Source organism: Phenylobacterium sp. (assembly GCF_041919955.1).
Taxonomy (GTDB): Bacteria; Pseudomonadota; Alphaproteobacteria; order Caulobacterales; family Caulobacteraceae; genus Phenylobacterium.
Genome location: NZ_JAYRSU010000005.1, coordinates 67,412 through 85,967 on the forward strand (window position 1 = coordinate 67,412; position 18,556 = coordinate 85,967).

Genomic DNA, 18,556 nt, shown 5'->3' on the forward strand with positions numbered 1-18,556 from the left:
GATGCGCCTGCGCCACAGTCTGCTGGCCGGGGTCACGGCGTTCAGCGTCGCGGTCAGCGGCCAGCCCGCCTACGCCTGGAAGCCCAAGACCCACGTCTACCTGGCCGAGGAGGCGCTGCGGGACGCCCTCGATAACGGCAAGGTGACCATCTACGAGACCGACCAGGCCAGCGGGAAAATCCTCGGCCCGCTCGGCGAGTTCGACGTCGATCCGAAGATCCTGGCCGCCCTGCGCACCGCCCCGGCCCAGTTCCGGGCCGGCGTGCTAGGGCCGGACGCCTATCCCGACATCCTGACCGGCCAGCAGATCATCCACCCGGACGAGGCCCTGCCTCACGACGGCAGCGCCAGCGGCACGGATGCGTGGCTGGCGCACATCTGGAAGCGCGGCTTCATCGAAGGCGCGACGCCGCAGGTCCAGGCCTTCGCCATCGGCTACCTGACCCACGGCGCGGGCGACGTCTTCGCCCACACCTTCGTCAACCACTTCTCGGGCGGCGAATTCCTGCTGGTCCCGGACCCGACCAACGCGGTCAAGCACCTGGTGCTGGAAGGCTATATCGGCAAGCGCACGCCCCAGGCGGTCAACGCCGTCTCCACCCGCATGCGCACCGGCGGCGGCCCTCGCAACCAGCGCAAGCGCGACGACCTGGGCCTCGATCCCGATGCGAGCAACGATCCAATCACCTATGAGAACGTCAACCTTCCGGTCAGTCAGGCCGACACCAGCATCTCCGGCGTGGAAGACTTCATCTACCGCGAACTGACCTACGCGACGCCCGGCGGAATGCTCGACCAGAAGCTGCTGAAGGGCGGCGGGACCTCGCGCTCCATCCCCTTCATCTACTCCGCCCTGCGCAACGGCCTCCAGCGGCAGGTCGAGGAGTACGACCGCGTGCGGATGTCCAAGACCGGCCCCGACCGCCTGGCCTATGCCGCGGTCAACGGTCCGGCGGCCGAGTACAAGCGCGCCTGGATCAAGGACATCGATGCGGGCCTCGCCGCCCTGCCGGCCGTCAGCCACAAGGTCGCGACCGCCATCGTCTACAACGAGCAGGGCTCGGACATGGCCGCCGCCAAGGCCGCCATGGACCAGTACGTCGCCGACCACCTGGCCTCGATGTCAGGCGTGCCGGACGGCGTCGTGGCCACCGCGGCCTTCATCGGCCAGGTGATGGACGCCATTTCGCCGACCTTCCTCAAGGAAGCGGTCGCCGCGATGATGAAGGAACCCATCGACGCTTTGGTGAAGGGCGTCACCGGCAAGACCGCCGACCAGTGGAACGACTACCTCAAGAACCCCGAGACCCACTTCGACGAGATCATGAACCGCCCGGGCGGCGGCCATGACGGCGAGGTCGAACATCTCATCGACCTGAAGACGTTCAACCGCGACTACCTGAAGATCGACGACGACGGCTACAAGAACCCCGGACTGAAATGGAAGGTCCAGGATCTGCCCCCGGCCTTCAACACCATCCAGCTCACCAAGATGATGCTGCTGGGCGACGCGGGCATGCAGCAGCTTTCCGCCGCGCTCGCCGCCAAGGGCGCGCCGATGGGCTCGTCCCCCGGCCAGTTCCGCAACCACATGCTGGGTTGGGTGCGCTCGCTCGACGCCGGCAACCAGTGGCAAGGATTGCCCGGCCACAAGGGCGGGACCTCCCCCCTGCCGGCCTTTTCCAAAGGCGGGACGGCGGCGGCCTATTACAAGCTGTTCCTCGACCAGACCGGCGCCAAGGCGCTGGACCCCAGCGCAGGCGAGCATGGCGCGAGCCCCGTCCCCCCGGACCAGGCCCAGCCAAACCCCGGCTCGCCCGGCTCTCCGGAGCAGCCGGCGCCGAACCTTCAGGAGCTGCGGCCCTGGGTCGACACGTGGGAGACCACCTACGGCAAGGTGACCCTGCAGCTGTCGCCCGACGGCGTGCTTTCAGGCCGCCTCATGGTGCTGGACGAATACGGCAAGGAGCGCGAGAGCGAGCGGCTGGAGCTGCGCGCGGGCCCCGAACCCGGCTCGCTCGTCGGCACGTCGAAATACGCCGAGCACGTCGCCGAAATCACCATGAAGCTTTCGGCCGACAGCATGAGCTTCACCGCAACCGCCAAGGCCGGCGGCTCGGCGACGCCCAACGCCTGGACCGGCAAGCGCATGCAGTCGCGCTACACCCCGCCGCCAGGCCAGGCGACGGGATCGGCGCCGCCGGGCCAGGGGACCGGGTCGGCCCCGCCCGCCGGCGGGACGCCCGACTGGGGATCGCCCCGACCGAATACCGGGACGGTTCCGCCGCCGCCGGCTCCTCTGCCGCCGGCCAGCTTCAAGCCGCTGAAAAACTTCGACGTGCGCCTCGATCGCACCGAGAAGGACGGCGCCATCGTCTGGGTGCACGTAACCTTCAAGAACATCTCAGGCGGCGAGCAATGGATGAGCTCGGGCATCGTGCGGGTGCAGATGGAGGACTCCGACGGGATCACCACCGAGCGCAACCAGTTCTGGCGCCCGCAGAGCCCGCCGACCGTGTTCGCGAGCACGCCGTTGCTGGCCCCCGGCGCAGAACTGAAGGCCCGCTTCCGCTTCACGCCCGACGCCGGGGCCCGGCCCGCCGCAGTGATCCTGCGCGAAGGCGACGCCACCGCCAGGTTCCCAGCGCGGTAGACTGCGCCTTCAGGCAGCAAAAAGGGCGGGGCCTCGCGGCGCCCGCCCTTTTCGATTCGGTCCGGGAGAGGCCGCGCTAGTGCGCGTCGCCCTTGTCCTTCAGCACCACGAAGCCGCCGATGGCGATCACCGCGCCCACGACGAGCGCCCCGATGAAGCTGGTCGGGGTGCAGAACACCAGCACCAGGAACACCAGCAGGGCGGCCAGGGCCAGCGAGCCCCACTTCGCCATCATGACAAACAGGTGGTAGGTCGACACCTGCTCGTGGATGTCCATGTCGCCGCGGTGGTAATCGGAAGCCATGGCGGTGGCGTCTCTCTCTTGAAAATTCAGTTGTCGCCGGACCTACACGAACCGCAGGCCGGCCTCAAGGGTCAGTACGGGCTCAGTGCGGCCACACCGACAGCAGCGACCGCAGCGCCGCCACCAGGGCCAGCGGCTGGTCGACCATCACGTGGTGGGCCGAATCCGGGATCGCGATCTCCAGGATGTCGTCCGGCAGCGGGGTAGCCTGGCCTTCGGTGCGCCGGGTCATGATCACCGAGCGGTCGCCGTAGATGTGGGCCAGGGGCACGTCAACCTTGGGCTTGCCGCCGACCATCATGGCGGTCATGGCCGTACGGTCGAGCTTGTTCCACATGTTCGGATCGAACCGCCAGGACCAGCCCATGCCCGAGCCGTCCTCCATCGGGACCTGCTTGAGCGAGCGGCGGGCGATGAAGTCGGCCACGAACAGGTTGCCTGCCGCCTGCGGCGGCATGAAGCGGAAACGGGCCAGGGCCGCGGCGATGGTCGGATAGACCTTCTGGGCGCGGTCGGGCGTCGGGATGTTGGCCACACGCTTGGCCTGCTCCTCCAGCATCCGCTTGCCTTCGGGACTATCGGGCGGCGGGCCGCCAAAACCGACGTCGACCAGCACCGCCGCCTTCATCCGCTCGGGATGGGCCGCGGCCGCATAGAACACCTGCGAGCCGCCGAACGAGTGACCGATATAGACCGGCAGGCCGTTCTCGTAGAGCCCAGCGGCCTTGGCGCAGGCCTCGGCGTCCTCGGCGAAGTCCTGGAAGGCGTAGGTTTCGCGCCAGTCCGAGGCGCCCATGCCGGCCAGCGACATCGAGGCGACGCGATAGTCGTTGGCGAGATAGGGCGCGATGAAGCTCCACCAGTCGGCGTGGGCGGAATTGCCGTGCACCAGCAGCAGGCCCGGCTTGCCGACCTCGCCCCAGGTCAGGAGTTCGATCTGGCTGCCCTTGGAGGTGACGAAGCTGCGCTCGGGCGCCTGGGCGATGGCGTCGAGAAACCATTGCGGCGCGTCCGGCTCACGGCCGCGGAACGGCAGCAGCGGCGCCTGCACCTCGGGCGGCAGGCTTCCGGGCTCGCTCGAGACCGGGCGGTCGTCGTCGTAATAGCCGACCGGCGCGCCTTCCTTGATGGCTGGATCCATCGCCATGTGCTTACGCGCCCCCTCGCGCTTCCCGCTCGCCCGGCTTGCGCTGGATCGAGCGGATACCCTTGTAGACGCCCGTGCCGGTTATCAGCGTGCGGTCTCCGCACCAGATGCGGCCACGGACAGTGAACACGTCGTCCTGTTCGGCGATGATCTCGCTGGAGCCTTCGATCCACTCGCCCATGTGCGCGCCCGACAGGAAGTCGGTGGTCAGGCGCACCGTCACCCAGCCGATCTCGCGTTGGTTGGAGATCACCCGTCCCCACGCCATGTCGGCGAAGCTCATCAGCATGCCGCCGTGGCAGTTGCCCATGCCGTTGGCGTGGTGCTCCTCGACACGGAAGGCCATGACCTCGTCGTTCGTGGCGTCGTCGCGCTTGGAATAGAACGGGCCGACCGTGCGGCCGAAGCCGCGCTGCCAGAGGTTGATGACATAGCCGTCGGGAACGACGGCGGCCTGCACTTCGGTCAGATCGTCGGACATCGCCCGTTGCTGATGAACGGGCGTTTGAAAAATGGCAAGTCCGTATCAGTCGCATCCGTGGCCAGGCCGGGCGCATTTTCGTTGGCGCCATTGTGGCGCTTCGCGCGTTGTCGCATCGCCGATGCGCCCTGGGGTGGTCGGAATATAGCTGGAGGAATGCATGCGTATCGCTATCAGCCTTGCCCTGGTCGCCGTCCTGGCCGCCGCCTGCTCCAAGAAGGAAGATACCGCCAAGACCGACACTGCCCCCGCGCCGACCGCCGCGGCGCCGGCCGCCACGGGCTCAACCCTCGCCGCGGCCGACATGGAAGGCCCCAAGCCGGGCAAATGGAAGCTGACCACCGAGCTGTCGGCCGCGCCCAAGCCGGTCACCGTCGAGACCTGCGTGGCCAAGACCAGCTTCAAGGACATGGAGGCCGCCCGCCAGCAGGCCGGCATGACCTGCAGCGAGCAGTCCTATCGCCGTGAGGGCGCCGACATCGTCGGCCGCAGCGTCTGCACCATCCAGGGCGGAATGAAGGTGACCAGCGACACCCGCATCTCGGGCGACTTCAACAGCCGCTACACCATTGAGGGCAAGACCACCATGGACCCGGCCCCGACCCCGGCCATGAAGGAAACCACCATGAAGATCACCGCCGAACGCCTCGGCGACTGCTGATCTGCGACGGCGTCGTCCCGGGTCGCCGGGATGACGCCGATCTTTGCGTCTGCGCAACTTTCTCCCCCTGAGCAGGCCTTTCGCCGGAATTCCGTGCGCGCGCCCTTCCCTGCGGCGCAGCTTCCGGCCTATCGTCCAGGCCGTTCATTGAGGGATCATCCGGGATGAGAGTATTGGAGACGGCGATCGCCCTGGTCGCCGCCGCAGCGCTCGGCGCCTGCGCCACCACCGCTCCGCAGGCGGGGAAACCGGCCGAGACCGCGAAGGCCAAGCCCTTGCCCAAGGGCCTCGATTCCGGCCGCGGTCCCGACGCTTTCGCCTCGACCTATCGCCCGCTGCCCAGCCGCCCGACCGCCCTGGTCGGCGCGACCATCCTGACCGGCACGGGCGCGCAGATCGATGGCGGGACGATCCTGATCAAGGACGGCAAGGTCGAGGCGCTGGGCGCCGGCGTTTCCGTTCCGGCCGGCTACGACGTCGTCCAGGCGGGCGGCAAGTACGTCACGCCAGGCCTGATCGACGCCCACTCACACCTGGGCGTCTATCCCTCACCCGCGGTGCCCGCCCACTCCGACGGCAACGAGCTGACCGACCCCAACACCGCCGGCGTGTGGGCCGAGCACTCGGTCTGGCCGCAGGACCCCGGCTTCAACCGCGCCCGCGCCGGCGGCGTCACCACCCTCTTGGTGCTGCCCGGCTCGGGCAACCTGATCGGCGGCCGCTCTGTCACCCTGCGCAACATTCCTGCGCGCACCGTCCAGGACATGAAGTTCCCGAACGCACCCTACGGCCTGAAAATGGCCTGCGGCGAGAACCCGAAGCGCGTGTACGGAAACAAGGGCCGCGCCCCCTCGACCCGCATGGGCAACGTCGCCGGCTATCGGACGGCCTGGATCAACGCCGCCGACTACGCCCGCAAGTGGGACGACTACCGCGCCAAGGTCGACCGTGGCGAGAAGGCCGACCCGCCCAAGCGCGACCTGCAGCTCGAGACCCTGGCCGGAGTGCTGAAGGGCGAGATCCTCGTCGAGAACCACTGCTACCGGGCCGACGAGATGGCCCAGATGATCGGGATCGCCCACGAGTTCGGCTACCGGATCACCGCCTTCCACCATGCGCTGGAAGCCTTCAAGATCGCCGACATCCTGGCCAGGGAAGACATCTGCGTCGCCACCTGGGCCAACTGGTGGGGCTCCAAGCTGGAGGCCTGGGATTCGATCGAGGCCAACGCCCCCATGGTCCACGCGGCCGGCGGCTGCGCCATCATCAAGTCCGACGACCCCGATGTGATCCAACGCCTGAACCAGGAGGCGGCCGAGGCGCTCGCCGCCGGCCGCGCCGCGGGTCTCTCCATCTCCGAGGCCGAGGCGATCAAGTGGATCACCTACAATCCGGCCAAGGCCATCGGCCTGCAGAAGGAGGTCGGCAGCCTGGAGCCGGGCAAGCGCGCCGACGTCGTGCTGTGGGACAAGAACCCCTTCTCGATCTACGCCCGCGCCGAGCGCGTCTACATGGACGGCGGCCTGGCCTATGACCGCAACGATCCGCGCTACCAGCCCAAGTCAGATTTCGAACTCGGCCAGGGGGCCTATCGCTGATGCGCAAGCTGGCAGTCAGTCTGGCGGCCCTCGCCGCCGCCATCGCCGCCCCGGCCGCAGCCGAGACGGTCGCCGTCACCAACGCCCGCATCCTGACCGCCGGTCCCGCGGGCGAGATCGCCCGGGGCACGATCGTCCTGCAGGACGGCAAGATCGCCGCCGTCGGCCCGGCCGCCCAGGTCCCGGCCGGCGCACGGGTGATCGACGCTCAGGGCGGCGTAGTCACCCCCGGCTTCATCGCTCCCAACGCCCTGCTGGGCGCGGTCGAGGTCCGCTCGCTGGGCGACGATCTGGCGGTGAACAATCCGGAGATCGGCGCGTCCTTCGACGTGCAGTACGCCCTCAATCCTGCCTCGACCCTGATCCCGGTCGCGCGGCTCGCCGGGATCACCCGCGCCATCGTCGTACCGCTGTCGGCGGGCGGCGGGGGCGGCAGCTTCCATGATGACGATGGCGAGGAGGTCATGACCGCCGGTGACGGCGGCGGCTCGAAGTCCTCGGCCCTGTTCGCCGGCCAGGCCGCCGCAATCCATCTGGCCGAGGGGCCGGAGATCCTGATGAAGCCGAAGGTCGGCATGGTGGTGCCGTTCGGCGACGGCGGGGCCAATGTGGCCGGCGGCGCACGCGGAGCTGAGATCATTGCGCTGAAATCCGCCTTCCGCGACGTGCGCGACTACATGCGCAATCGCGCGGCCTACGACCGTGCTGGCGTCCGCGACCTTGCCCTCTCCAAGAGCGACCTCGAGGCGCTGATCCCGGTCGTCGAGGGCCGCATGCCGGTCATCGCCCTGGTCCACAAGGCCTCCGACATCCGCGCCGTCCTGAAGTTCGCCCGCGAGGAGAAGATCAAGCTGATCCTGTCAGGCGTCGAGGAGGGCTGGATGGTCGCGGCCGACATCGCCGCGGCCGGCGTTCCGGTGATCCTCGATCCGCTCAGCGACCGGCCCGAGAGCTTCCAGGTGCTGGGCTCGACCCTCGAGAACGCCGCCAGGCTAAACGCCGCCGGCGTGACGGTCTCGCTGGAAGGCACGGGCGGCGCCCACCGGGTGCGCGAGCTGCGCTACAACGCCGGCAACGCGGTCGCCTATGGCATGCCTTACCAGGCTGCTCTGGCGGCGGTGACCATCAACACCGCCCGCATCTTCGGGGTCGCCGACAGGGTCGGTTCGCTGGAGCCCGGCAAGGACGCCGACCTGGTGATCTGGACCGGCGACCCCTTCGAGCCGCTCAGCCAACCGAAGGCGGTCTTCATCGCGGGCAAGGCCCAGCCGATGACCTCGCGCCAGATCGAACTGCGCGACCGTTACAAGGACCTGTCGGGCCCCTGTCCGGTAGCGTATCCGAAGTAGGGACTGCGAAACCGCCCGATCCGCTCGCCCGGCTTCCGCCGGAGCGAGCGATCAGCCCGCGTCCTCCGGCTTCAGCGTCTGGCGAAGTTCCCGCTTGAGGAACTTGCCGCTGGCGTTGCGCGGCAACGGGTCTGGCATGAACCACAGGTAGCGTGGGATCTTGTGCTTGGCCATCAGGTCGCCGAGGTGCGTGCGCAGGGCGTCCGGAGTAACGAACTCGCCGGGCCGCAACACCACCGCCGCCCCGACCTCCTCGCCCAGCCGCTCGTCCGGCACGCCGAACACGGTGACCTCCGCCACCGCCGGGTGACGGAAGATGCCGGCCTCGACCTCGGCGCAATAGACGTTCTCACCGCCGCGCAGGACCATGTCCTTCTTGCGGTCGACGATGAAGATGAAGCCGTCCTCGTCGATGCGGGCGATGTCGCCGGTGTGCAGCCAACCGTCGGTGATCGACTCCGCGGTCGCCTCGGGCCGATTGATATACCCCTTGATGACTGGGGCGCCCTTGACCCACAGCTCGCCGAGTTGGCCGGTCGGGACGGCGTTCCCGTCGTCGTCCACACACTTGGCCTCGAAGCTCGGCATGGCGGGACCGCAGCTGTCGGGCTTGTCCACGAAGAAGTCCGCCGCGACCGCAGTGATGATCCCGCAGGTCTCGGTCATGCCGTAGCCCGTGTTCGGGCGAGCGGTCTTCACGGCCCCGTCGATCTTGCCCACGAGGTCCGGCGGCAGTTGCGCCCCGCCGCCGCCCAGGGTCAGCAGGCTGGAAGTGTCGGTCGCCGCGAAGTCCGGATGGTTGATCAGTTCGCGCGCCATGGTCGGCACGCCGCTCATCGCCGTCACCTTCTCACGCTCGATCAGCCGCAGGGCTTCGCCCGCGTCCCAGCGGTACATGAGGACCAGCTTGCCGCCGCCGGCGGTGACGGCATAGGCGCCGCAGTTGTTGGCCGTGACGTGGAATAGCGGGGTCGTGATCAGGGCGACGGGGATCGGCGGGGCGACCGTGGGATCGATCGGAACCCCGGTGCCGCGCGCAGTCGCCAGCGCCTGGACCTGGCCCGAGAAGCCCATGTTCATCAGATTGTGGACGCAGCCGCGGTGGGTCAGCTGCGCGCCCTTCGGAAAGCCCGTCGTGCCCGACGTGTAGAAGATGCAGGCGTCGGCGTCCGGATCGACGGCCACCTGCGGCATGGCTCCACCGCCGGCGATCACTTCGGCGTAGGCCACCGCGCCGGCCGGCGGCTCGGTCCGCACCGCCACAACCTTGATCCCCTCGACCATCGACGGCCGCTCGTAGATCCGCGCCAGCCGCTCGGCGTCGGCGAAGACCACCTTGGGCGCCGCGTCCTTGAAGGCGTACTCCATCTCGTCTGGCACCCACCAGGCGTTCATGCCCACGGCGGCGACGCCGACCGACAGGCAGGCCCAATAGACCAGCATCCATTCTGGATAGTTGCGCATGGCGATGGCCACGCGGTCGCCGGGTTGCACGCCCTGCTCGAACAGCCAGGCGGCGATGGCGTTCACCTGGGCGTGGGCCTCGGCGTAGGTCAGGCGGTCGTCCTGGTAGACGAGGTAGTCGCGGTCGGCGAACTGCGCGGTCGAGAGCCAGAGCTCGCGGACGGACGGGGGCGCGTTCTTGAACGTGCGGATCATGTTCCCCCGCACCGGGATCTCGACCACCTCGAAGGGCGCGCCCGCCCCGGTCAGTTCCGCCCACGCCTGCTTCAGCTCGCGATAGTGCATCAACTCCCTCCCGTTCTTTTGTCGCCCTCCGCGTCGAGGCGAGGAGCGTGAAATTCCTGGCAGACACGACAAGGGCCGACGCCGCGGAACGCAAGACACAATCCGGGAGAAAAGCGTCCGCCCGGCCGATTTCAAGGGGCCGGCCGGCGAGGCGCCTCAGATGCGGGCGATCAGCCGTACGGCGTCGGCCGGGGGCGGCCGCTCGATCCGGCGATAAACCGCCCCGTCGGTCGTGCGACCCAGCAGGCGCGAGATCACCAGCTCGCGGCGCAACAGGGCGTGGTCGCCGAAATCGTGCAGCCGGGCGATGACGCCGCTGATCTCGCGCTCGTTGAAGCTCTCGCCCGCCGGCAGCCTCGACCAGAGGCCCCAGAGCGCCAGGACCCGGTCCTCCCGCCTTGACGGCCAGCGCAACAGCCGGCCGCGGGAAAAGCAGCGCTCGACCCGCTCGATGCGACGCAGGTCGGGCGCTTCGACGGCCCGAACGGGCTCCGAAGGCGGCGACGCCTGCAACGCCTCGGCGCGCAGGTGCTGGAAATTCCGGCGACCTGCCGCGCGCGCCAGCATGTTGAGGATTTCGAGGTGGCTGGGGACCTCTCCACGAGCCAGCAGTTGCGCACGCAGCGCCTTGGCCAGGTTCGAGACGTCGTCCGCCTGGAGCGGAATAGCGGTTCTGGACATGATCTTCCCTCGCGTGCCGAGGTGAGCGGTGGTCGCCGTTCCGATCGGGCACGGGAAGGTGTCGATCGATCAAGTCGGATGCAGGTTTAGCTTGCCCTGGCGGGCGGCGACGCCTCGGTGAACTGCAGACCGTCCCTAAGCGATAGGCGGCGGGGAATCTGTCGTCAAGCTTGGCCGGCCCGTGGGATAGTCGGCGCTCGACACCCTTGAGATCGCGAGCCCCGCCATGACCCAACCCATTCGCATCGTCGGCCTGTCCGGCAGCCTCCGCTCCGGCTCGTTCAACGGCCACCTGCTGCGGGCCGCCGCCCGCCTGGCGCCGGGGGGCGTGACCTTCAGCCCGGGCACGATCCGCGGCATCCCGCTCTATGACGGCGACGTCGAGGCGACAGAAGGGATCCCTGCGTCGGTCGCCGCGCTGAAAGACGAGATCGCGGCCGCAGACGGCCTCTTCCTGGTGACGCCCGAGTACAACAACTCGATCCCCGGCGTGTTCAAGAACGCCATCGATTGGCTGACCCGCCCCGCCTCGGACATCCCGCGCGTGTTCGGCGGTAAGCCGGTGGCCTTCATCGGCGCCTCGCCCGGCGGGTTCGGCACCATCCTCAGCCAGGAAGCCTGGCTGCCGGTGCTGCGGACCCTGGGCACGGCGCCTTGGTTCGGCGGGCGCCTGATGGTCTCGCGCGCCCATAAGGTATTCGACGAAGCCGGCGCGATCCTCGACCCAGCGATCGAGGATGCGCTGGCGACCTATGTCGCCGGTTTCGCCGCGTTCGTGCGCGAGCGGGGCTAACGGCCGCGTCTCACACTAGCTCGTCGAACTCGTCGACCAGCCGCTCCAACTGGCTCATCCCGGCGGCCCAGAAGGCCTTTTCACGCGGGTTGAGCCCAAAGGGCTTCAGCGCCTCGACATAGGTGCGGGTTCCTCCCGCGGCCAGCAGGTCCTCGTAGAGCGGCGCGAAGGCTGCAGGATCCTCACGCCGCGTCTCCATCAACCCGCGCACCAGCAGGTCGCCGAAGGCGTAGGCGTAGACGTAGAACGGCGCGTGCACGAAGTGGCTGACATAGGCCCAGTAGTGCTCGTAGCCCGCGTTCAGCTTCACGGCCGGACCCAGGCTTTCAGCCATGACCTCCAGCCACAGGGCGCTGATGTCCTCGGGCGCGAGTTCGCCTTCCTGGCGCAGCGCGTGGAACTGGGTCTCGAAGCGGTGGAAGGCGATCTGGCGCACCACCGTGTTGAGGCCGTCCTCGATCTTGCCGGCCAGCAGGCCCAGGCGCTCCTGCTTGGACGCGCCGGCCAGCAGGCGCTCGAACACCAGGCCCTCGCCGAAGATCGAGGCGGTCTCGGCCAGGGTCAGGGGCGTATCGGCCAAGAGGGTGCCCAGCGGCGCGCACAGGGTCTGGTGCACCGCATGGCCCAGCTCGTGAGCCAGGGTCAGCACATCGCGCCGCTCGCCCATGTAGTTCATGAAGACGTACGGGTGGCGGTTGGCCGTAACCGGGTGCGAATAGGCGCCCGACTGCTTGCCGGTGCGCGGCCGCGCATCGATCCAGGGCTTGGCGAAGAAGGTCTGGGCGGTGTCGGCGAACTTCGGCGCCAGGTCCGAGAAGCTGTCCAGCACCATGCCCTTGGCCTCGTCCCAGCCGTAGGTGCGGGGCGCGGCGGTGTCGAGCGGAGCGTTGCGGTCCCAGTAGTCCAGGCTCTTGCGGCCCATGACCTTCGCCTTCAGCGCGTAGTAGCGGTGGCTGACCGAGGGATAGGCCTCGACCACCGCGTCCTCCAGCGCCTGCACCGCGTCGGCGTCGACCTCGTTGGCGAGGTGGCGAGAGGCGGCGGGATTCGGGTACTTGCGCCAACGGTCCTCGACTTGTTTCTCGAAGGCCAGGGTGTTCATCGCCAAGCCAAGGATCGGCGTGCGCTCCTCCAGCGCCTTCGCCAACCCTTGCGCGGCCTGCTTGCGGCGCGCGCCGTCGGGGTCGGACAGGCGGTTCAGCGCCTCGGGCAGGGTCAGGGTCTCGCGACCGACCTTGGCGGTCAGGCGGGCCAGGGTCTCGTCGAAGAGACGCGTCCAGTTGGCCACCGCCGGGCCGCGGTCGATCAGCAGCCGCTCCAGCTCGGGCGACAACTCATGCGGCCGCGACAACCGCACGCGGCGCATCCACGGCCGCCAGCGGGCGGCGGGCGCATGCGCCTTGAAGGCCATCTCGATCTCGCTGTCCTCGAGCTGGTTCAGCTCCAGGGTGAAAAACAGGCTGTCAGCCGCTATCTGAGCCGAGCGGGCTCGCAGGTCGGCCTCGAACTTGGCCCAGGCGGGATCGTCGCGCGCGACTGAAGCCGACAGCGCCGCATAGGCGCCGACGCCCCACAGGCCGTTGGTGGCGGTCTCGTAGAGGCCGATTCCGTGGTCGAGAATCTCGCCCAGATGCAGCGGGTCGCCGCGCAGGGCCAGGAACCGCCCCTTCAGCTTGACCAGCTCGTCATTGGCCGCCTTCGCGGCGGCAAGGTCGGTTTCGATCTTCGGATCCTCGCGGCCGGCATAGAGGTCGGCGAGATCCCACTCGGGCAGGGTGTCCAGTTTCACAGGCGCGTTCATGGGACGACAGATAGCCCTTCGACCGACCTCATCCTAGGGCGCAGTCCCGATTGCTGACCAAGGGGCTCCTTCCGCAAAGAAGGAGCCCCCTTCGTGTCGATGGCGCCTTCAGCTCTTCGGCGGCGGGCCGCCCTTGGCCGGCGCGACGGCGGGGGCCGCAGCGCCCTTGGCCTCGCTCAGCACGTAGGCGCGCAGATCCTCGGCGCCCTTGGCGTCGAAGAAGCGGCTGAAGCTGGCCATGCCGCGCGGCGCGAGCGCCCCGTCGATCAGCACCGACTTCCAGTTCTCCGCCGAGAGCAGCATCTGCGAGCGGCGCAGGTCGGGCAGGAAGGCGCCGGAGGCGTTCGGGCCGTGGCAGACTTGGCAGTTCTGATGGAAGAGGGCGAAGCCGCGCTTGGCGTCGCCGGTCGAGGTCACGCCCGTCAGGTCGATCGGCACGACCTCGGGCCGCACATAGTCGGGCGCCTTGGCCGTCCCGCCCAGCTTGAAGACCATCAGGCGGCCCGGCAGCCGCGGCCGGTCCGGCAGGACGAAGGGCGCCGAGAGCGCGCCGGCGCCGCCATAGCCGACCATCTGGGCCACGTACTGCTCGCCATCGATCTCGTAGGTCATGGGCGCGGCGATGACGCCGTTGTCGGTCTTGTAGGACCAGAGCTTCTTGCCGTCGGCGGCGCTGTAGGCTGCGAACTCGCCCTGGGCGGCGCCCTGGAAAATCAGGCCGCCCGCCGTCGACAGGATGCCCGCGTTCCAGAAATAGGGATGCTCGATGGTGAATCGGGCCTTCTGGGCGACCGGATCCCAGGCGATGAGCTGGCCCTTCACCATGGCCTTGACCGCCGCGATCTGGGCCTTGTCGCTGGGCAATGCGTTGGCCAGGAAGTCGGTGCCGACGTTCCAGCCGCCGGGGCGGTAGGTGTAACCCTTGTCCGGCGTGTAGGCGAACGGGATGATCTGGGCCGGGATGTAGACGAGGTTTTCCTTCGGATTGAAGGCCATCGGGTGCCAGTTGTGGGCGCCGAACGGCGCGGGCACCTGCAGCGAGGGCGCGTTCTCATAGCGCACGCCCGGGTTCTCGATCGGGCGGCCGGTGGCCGGGTCGACCCCCTTGGCCCAGGTGATCGGCACATAGGGCTTGGCCGAGATCAGCTGCCCGTTGGTGCGGTCCAGGACGTAGAAGAAGCCGTTCTTCGGCGCCTGCATCAGCACCTTTCTCGGCGTGCCCCCCACATTCATGTCGGCCAGCATGATGTGCTGGGTGGCGGTGTAGTCCCAGCTCTCGCCGGGGGTCGTCTGGTAGTGCCAGACGTACTCGCCGGTGTCGGGTTTCAGCGCCAGGATCGAGGACAGGAACAGGTTGTCGCCCTTGCCGTCCGAACGCTTGATATGGTTCCAAGGCGTGCCGTTGCCGACGCCGACATAGAGGATGTCGAGGTCCGGGTCGTAGGCCATGGAATCCCAAACGGTGCCACCGCCGCCGGTGGCCTTCCAGCCTTCACCGAACCAGGTGGCCGCACCCTTCTCCTTCATGACCTTGTCCGAGGCCGCGTTGTCCGGCTGACCGTTGGGATTGGGGGTGGTGTAGAAGCGCCAGATCAGCTTGCCGTCGTTGACGTCGTAGGCTGAGAGGTAGCCGCGCACGCCGTACTCGCCGCCGCCGTTGCCGATCAGCACCTTGTCCTTGATGACCCGCGGGGCGCCGGTGATCGTGTAGGGGCGGCTGGTGTCGGTGGTCTGGACCGACCAGGCCTCCTTGCCGGTCGCCGCATCCAGGGCGATCAGCCGCCCGTCGAGCGCGCCGACATAGACCTTCCCCTTCCACACCGCGACGCCGCGGTTGACCACGTCGCAGCAGGCGTCAAAGCCCTTCTTGCCCTCGACCTTGGGGTCGTAGGACCATTTCAGCGCGCCGGTCTTGGCGTCGAAGGCGAAAACCTTGGACCAGGCGGTGGTAGTGTAAAGCACGCCGTCGACCATGACCGGCGTGGCCTCCTGGCCGCGGTCGGTGTCGAACTCGTACATCCAGGCCAGGCCCAGCTGGCCGACGTTGCCGGCGTTGATCTTGTCGAGCGGGCTGAAGCGCTGCTCGTCGTAAGTCCGTCCGTAGGAGAGCCATTCGCCGTTGGACTTGGCGGCGATGATCCGCGCCCCGTCGACATTGGCGACCTTGCCGCCGCCTCCACCGCCCTGATTGCATGCGGCCAGGGCCAGTGTCGCGGCCAGCATCGCCGCCAGCTTCAAGCTCTTCATTCTGCGCCTCCCTGCGGCCGTCATGGCGCGACCGTCAGCGGAACTATGCGCGGAACGCCGGGCGCGGCAAGCTTGCCGCCGGGTCAGGCGTCTTTGCGATCCAGGCCCCAGGCCAGCGCGCCGAGCGCCAGGTAGACGACCAGGGCCGTTGTCCCCAGGCCCGCCGCGTCGCCGCCGCCCGGCATCACCATGGCGATGATCTGCACCGCCACCAGCGCGCCGACGAAGACCAGCACCGGCCAGAGGCTCCGCCCCGCCCGGCCGCGGGTCCAGGCCCAGGCGGCCGCAGCGAGGCCGAGCAGGCCGATCTCCACGGCCTGCTCGGGGACCGGATAGTTCCAGAGTCCGAAGCCGACCTTGGCCCCGCCGAACCACAGCTCCAGGTCCGGGCGATGAACCAGCAGATCGAGCAGCCAATGGGAGAAGACCGTCGCGGCGATTGCCGCGGCCGCAGCCCAGGGCAGCCGCGCCAGCCGCGCCAGGCCGAGCGCGGCGGCGGACCAGACGATCACCGCCGGCAGGCTGTGAGTGTAGGGCATGTGGTAGAGGTCCAGCGCGCTGCCCGGCAGGCTGGGGTCGATGCGGACCTTCTCGATCCCGGCGACGACCAACCCGCTCCAGCCGATGTCGATGGCCTGGGCGGCGAGCACCAGGCTCCAGAGCGGAGCACGCGGGACGGCGGCCTTGGCGGCGAGCGAGGCGGCGTAGTGACCGACGAACATGGGCTGACTCCGGGGCGATGGGCGCCCAAGGTCCAGCTTCAAGCGGCTCGACGCAACCGGCGGCCGCTAACCCCTGCCATTCGGAAATGCAGAGCTCCGACAGCCTGGAGATGCGAACCCCTTGTTCAGATTGATGTAACCATCTCCGTTAAGACCGGACTCAGGACTCCGAAACCCCACCTTTACCCCGCCGCTGTATCAATCCGGGTCAACAAGAGCCTCGTTCGACCGGCCCGTCGGCGAAACGAGCGTCCGTTTCAGGTGTGGGTGTTTCAAATGACCAAGACGGTCCTCGTCGTCGATGACGACCCGACGCAACGCCGGCTGATCCAGGCCGTCCTCGAGCGCGAAGGTTTCGCCGTCGCGCACGCCGAGAGCGGCGATGCGGCGATCAAGCACCTGCAGTCGGGCGCTACCGTGGACGTGATCCTGCTGGACCTCGTCATGCCCGGCATGGGCGGCCAGGACACCCTGAAGGAGATGCGCGCCCGCGGCTTCGTCCAGCCGGTGATCGTCGTCACTGCGACCGGCGGCATCGACACCGTCGTCCAGGCCATGCAGGCGGGGGCCAGCGATTTCTTCGTCAAGCCGGCGAGCCCGGAACGGATCATCGTCTCGATCCGAAACGCCCTGTCGATGGGCGCCCTGAAGGGCGAGGTCGAGCGGCTGAAGAAACACGCGGGCGGCCGCATGACCTTCGCCGACATGGTCGGAACCTCGCCGGCCATGACCATGGTCAAGCGCATGGGCGAGCGGGCGGCCAAGTCCTCGATCCCGATCCTGATCACCGGCGAAAGCGGCGTCGGCAAGGAAGTCATCGCCCGGGCCCTGCACGGTTCGTCCGACCGGGCCGGCAAGCCGTTCGTCGCCGTCAACTGCGGCGCCATCCCCGAGAACCTGGTCGAGAGCATCCTGTTCGGCCACGAGAAAGGCAGCTTCACCGGCGCCACCGACAAGCACCTGGGCAAGTTCCAGGAGGCCAATGGCGGGACCCTGTTCCTGGACGAGGTCGGCGAACTGCCCCTGGATATCCAGGTCAAGCTGCTGCGCGCCCTGCAGGAGAGCGAGATCGACCCGATCGGCGCAAAGCGCTCGATCAAGGTGGACGTGCGGATCGTCTCGGCCACCAACCGGGACCTGACCAATGCCGTCGCCGAGGGCCGCTTCCGCGAGGACTTGTTCTATCGCCTGAACGTCTTCCCGATCGAGGCCCCGTCCCTGCGCGAGCGGCGCGAGGACATCCCTGCCCTGACCGACCACTTCATCCGTCGCTTCAACGTCGAAGAGGGCAAGAGCGTCGTCGGCGCCTCGGCCGAGACCCTGGCCTTCCTGACCAGCTACGATTGGCCCGGCAACGTCCGTCAACTGGAGAACGCGGTCTATCGCGCCATCGTCCTGGCCGACGCGCCTTATCTGCAGCCGTACGACTTCCCAGCCATCTCGGGCGTCGCCGCACCGCCGCCGGAAGCGATCGAGGCGGTTGCGACCCAACGCCCGGTCAACCTGCCGACCGCCGAACAGCTCGTCGCCGAGATGCCGGCCGACGCGCCGGTGCGCATCCTCGATCATCGCGGCCATCTGCGCACCCTGGAGGAGATCGAGCGCGACCTCATCGCGCTGGCCATCGAGATCTATGCCGGTCACATGAGCGAGGTGGCCCGCCGCCTCGGCATCGGCCGCTCGACCCTCTATCGCAAGGTCCGCGAGCAGGGCCTGGAAGACGCGGTCAAGGGCGCAGGCGGCGAGGAAAGCTCGGACACCGCCGCGGCCTGATCAATCCTCGGCGTAGGATTTGGGGCGCCGCCGGAAGGGCTTCTTCTCGCCCTTCGCCTTGGCGGCGATCTCCTTCAGCTTCACGGCCTGCATGACCGAGAGCGCCTCGCCCGCGCCGCCCTTTTCGGGATCGCCGAAGGCGCGGCCGTATGTCTTCACTCGCTCCTCGACCGAGCCGAGGAACTCGCCCTCCCAGTCGGAGAGCTTCATGTCGGCGCGGTCCGCCTGGCGGCGGACGCGCTTCAACGCATTCAGCGCGGCCCGCTTGGCCTGCGCCTTTCGATCGGGCGGGGCCCGCTTCAAATCTCTCCGATGGCCGAGAGATAGAGGTCGAGGATCGCCTCTTCCTCCAGCCGCTTGGCGCGGTCCTGCTTGCGGATGCGGACGACCTTGCGCAGCACCTTGACGTCGAAGCCGTTGCCCTTGGCCTCGGCGAAGACCTCTTTGATCTGCTCGGAGATTTCGGTCTTCTCCTGTTCGAGGCGCTCGATGCGCTCGATGATCGACTTGAGCTGGCCCTGGGCGGCCTGGTTCAGGATGTCGCCGTGGGAATTGTCGTCGGACATGAGTTTGAGCGTCTCACAGCTCGGGGTTTGC

Annotated in this window: 16 protein-coding genes; 6 read left to right on the forward strand and 10 right to left on the reverse strand. The window is 68.4% G+C overall.

The annotated features are described in order from the left end of the window. Window position 1: 1 nt before the first annotated feature. On the forward strand, window positions 2-2,653 hold the full coding sequence (locus ACE3T2_RS06175; protein ID WP_374655790.1) for a hypothetical protein: 2,652 nt from the start codon (window positions 2-4) through the stop codon (window positions 2,651-2,653). A 76-nt stretch (window positions 2,654-2,729) separates the two neighbouring features. Here ACE3T2_RS06175 and ACE3T2_RS06180 read toward each other — a convergent pair whose 3' ends face one another. The 3 genes from ACE3T2_RS06180 to ACE3T2_RS06190 form a co-directional block, all read right to left on the reverse strand. Next, entirely contained in the window at window positions 2,730-2,957 is a 228-nt protein-coding gene (locus tag ACE3T2_RS06180; RefSeq protein WP_374655792.1) for an aa3-type cytochrome c oxidase subunit IV, read from the reverse strand. A gap of 82 nt (window positions 2,958-3,039) precedes the next feature. Continuing rightward, window positions 3,040-4,104: an alpha/beta fold hydrolase gene (locus tag ACE3T2_RS06185; protein ID WP_374655794.1), complete on the reverse strand. Its 1,065-nt coding sequence runs from the start codon at window positions 4,102-4,104 to the stop codon at window positions 3,040-3,042. Window positions 4,105-4,108: 4 nt separating this feature from the next. Further along, window positions 4,109-4,585 carry a PaaI family thioesterase gene (locus ACE3T2_RS06190; RefSeq protein ID WP_374655796.1) on the reverse strand — a complete coding sequence of 159 codons (477 nt, stop codon included), beginning with the start codon at window positions 4,583-4,585 and terminating at the stop codon, window positions 4,109-4,111. A 160-nt stretch (window positions 4,586-4,745) separates the two neighbouring features. Here ACE3T2_RS06190 and ACE3T2_RS06195 point away from each other — a divergent pair, with 160 nt between their 5' ends. From ACE3T2_RS06195 to ACE3T2_RS06205, 3 genes are all read left to right on the forward strand, one after another. Then, a complete protein-coding gene (locus tag ACE3T2_RS06195) occupies window positions 4,746-5,246 on the forward strand; it encodes a DUF3617 domain-containing protein (protein WP_374655798.1) in 501 nt (166 codons plus the stop codon). Window positions 5,247-5,410: 164 nt separating this feature from the next. Then, on the forward strand, window positions 5,411-6,844 hold the full coding sequence (locus tag ACE3T2_RS06200) for an amidohydrolase (protein WP_374655800.1): 1,434 nt from the start codon (window positions 5,411-5,413) through the stop codon (window positions 6,842-6,844). Further along, window positions 6,844-8,193, forward strand: coding sequence for an amidohydrolase family protein (locus ACE3T2_RS06205; protein ID WP_374655802.1), 1,350 nt, complete (start codon window positions 6,844-6,846; stop codon window positions 8,191-8,193). Before ACE3T2_RS06200 ends, ACE3T2_RS06205 begins: the two co-directional genes overlap by 1 nt. Window positions 8,194-8,244: 51 nt before the next feature. Here ACE3T2_RS06205 and ACE3T2_RS06210 read toward each other — a convergent pair whose 3' ends face one another. Beyond that, entirely contained in the window at window positions 8,245-9,942 is a 1,698-nt protein-coding gene (locus ACE3T2_RS06210; RefSeq protein WP_374655804.1) for a class I adenylate-forming enzyme family protein, read from the reverse strand. Window positions 9,943-10,098: 156 nt separating this feature from the next. Next, window positions 10,099-10,623, reverse strand: a complete 525-nt coding sequence (locus ACE3T2_RS06215; protein ID WP_374655806.1) for a DUF2087 domain-containing protein — start codon at window positions 10,621-10,623, stop codon at window positions 10,099-10,101. Window positions 10,624-10,849: 226 nt separating this feature from the next. Here ACE3T2_RS06215 and ACE3T2_RS06220 point away from each other — a divergent pair, with 226 nt between their 5' ends. Then, window positions 10,850-11,416, forward strand: a complete 567-nt coding sequence (locus tag ACE3T2_RS06220; protein ID WP_374655808.1) for an NADPH-dependent FMN reductase — start codon at window positions 10,850-10,852, stop codon at window positions 11,414-11,416. A 10-nt stretch (window positions 11,417-11,426) separates the two neighbouring features. On the opposite strand, the gene ACE3T2_RS06225 is transcribed toward ACE3T2_RS06220, so the two are convergent. The 3 genes from ACE3T2_RS06225 to ACE3T2_RS06235 all read right to left on the reverse strand — a co-directional run bounded on the left by ACE3T2_RS06225 (window position 11,427) and on the right by ACE3T2_RS06235 (window position 16,186). Beyond that, window positions 11,427-13,217 (reverse strand): M3 family oligoendopeptidase, encoded by a 1,791-nt coding sequence (locus ACE3T2_RS06225; protein WP_374655810.1) that lies wholly within the window; start codon window positions 13,215-13,217, stop codon window positions 11,427-11,429. 108 nt (window positions 13,218-13,325) lie between these two features. Beyond that, on the reverse strand, window positions 13,326-15,464 hold the full coding sequence (locus tag ACE3T2_RS06230; RefSeq protein ID WP_374655812.1) for a PQQ-dependent dehydrogenase, methanol/ethanol family: 2,139 nt from the start codon (window positions 15,462-15,464) through the stop codon (window positions 13,326-13,328). Window positions 15,465-15,547: 83 nt separating this feature from the next. Beyond that, entirely contained in the window at window positions 15,548-16,186 is a 639-nt protein-coding gene (locus ACE3T2_RS06235; RefSeq protein ID WP_374655814.1) for a hypothetical protein, read from the reverse strand. 276 nt (window positions 16,187-16,462) lie between these two features. Here ACE3T2_RS06235 and ACE3T2_RS06240 point away from each other — a divergent pair, with 276 nt between their 5' ends. Then, on the forward strand, window positions 16,463-17,959 hold the full coding sequence (locus ACE3T2_RS06240; protein ID WP_374655816.1) for a sigma-54-dependent transcriptional regulator: 1,497 nt from the start codon (window positions 16,463-16,465) through the stop codon (window positions 17,957-17,959). On the opposite strand, the gene ACE3T2_RS06245 is transcribed toward ACE3T2_RS06240, so the two are convergent. Further along, window positions 17,960-18,262: a hypothetical protein gene (locus ACE3T2_RS06245; RefSeq protein WP_374655818.1), complete on the reverse strand. Its 303-nt coding sequence runs from the start codon at window positions 18,260-18,262 to the stop codon at window positions 17,960-17,962. Continuing rightward, window positions 18,259-18,525: a DUF2312 domain-containing protein gene (locus tag ACE3T2_RS06250; RefSeq protein WP_374655820.1), complete on the reverse strand. Its 267-nt coding sequence runs from the start codon at window positions 18,523-18,525 to the stop codon at window positions 18,259-18,261. Before ACE3T2_RS06250 ends, ACE3T2_RS06245 begins: the two co-directional genes overlap by 4 nt. Window positions 18,526-18,556: the final 31 nt, after the last annotated feature.

Excerpts from the sequence above, each read along its gene's own strand:
- ACE3T2_RS06175 (WP_374655790.1), top strand. The coding sequence starts at position 2 with ATGCGCCTGCGCCACAGTCTGCTGGCCGGGGTCACGGCGTTCAGCGTC.
- ACE3T2_RS06180 (WP_374655792.1), bottom strand. The coding sequence starts at position 2,957 with ATGGCTTCCGATTACCACCGCGGCGACATGGACATCCACGAGCAGGTG.
- ACE3T2_RS06185 (WP_374655794.1), bottom strand. The coding sequence starts at position 4,104 with ATGGCGATGGATCCAGCCATCAAGGAAGGCGCGCCGGTCGGCTATTAC.
- ACE3T2_RS06190 (WP_374655796.1), bottom strand. The coding sequence starts at position 4,585 with ATGTCCGACGATCTGACCGAAGTGCAGGCCGCCGTCGTTCCCGACGGC.
- ACE3T2_RS06195 (WP_374655798.1), top strand. The coding sequence starts at position 4,746 with ATGCGTATCGCTATCAGCCTTGCCCTGGTCGCCGTCCTGGCCGCCGCC.
- ACE3T2_RS06200 (WP_374655800.1), top strand. The coding sequence starts at position 5,411 with ATGAGAGTATTGGAGACGGCGATCGCCCTGGTCGCCGCCGCAGCGCTC.
- ACE3T2_RS06205 (WP_374655802.1), top strand. The coding sequence starts at position 6,844 with ATGCGCAAGCTGGCAGTCAGTCTGGCGGCCCTCGCCGCCGCCATCGCC.
- ACE3T2_RS06210 (WP_374655804.1), bottom strand. The coding sequence starts at position 9,942 with ATGCACTATCGCGAGCTGAAGCAGGCGTGGGCGGAACTGACCGGGGCG.
- ACE3T2_RS06215 (WP_374655806.1), bottom strand. The coding sequence starts at position 10,623 with ATGTCCAGAACCGCTATTCCGCTCCAGGCGGACGACGTCTCGAACCTG.
- ACE3T2_RS06220 (WP_374655808.1), top strand. The coding sequence starts at position 10,850 with ATGACCCAACCCATTCGCATCGTCGGCCTGTCCGGCAGCCTCCGCTCC.
- ACE3T2_RS06225 (WP_374655810.1), bottom strand. The coding sequence starts at position 13,217 with ATGAACGCGCCTGTGAAACTGGACACCCTGCCCGAGTGGGATCTCGCC.
- ACE3T2_RS06230 (WP_374655812.1), bottom strand. The coding sequence starts at position 15,464 with ATGAAGAGCTTGAAGCTGGCGGCGATGCTGGCCGCGACACTGGCCCTG.
- ACE3T2_RS06235 (WP_374655814.1), bottom strand. The coding sequence starts at position 16,186 with ATGTTCGTCGGTCACTACGCCGCCTCGCTCGCCGCCAAGGCCGCCGTC.
- ACE3T2_RS06240 (WP_374655816.1), top strand. The coding sequence starts at position 16,463 with ATGACCAAGACGGTCCTCGTCGTCGATGACGACCCGACGCAACGCCGG.
- ACE3T2_RS06250 (WP_374655820.1), bottom strand. The coding sequence starts at position 18,525 with ATGTCCGACGACAATTCCCACGGCGACATCCTGAACCAGGCCGCCCAG.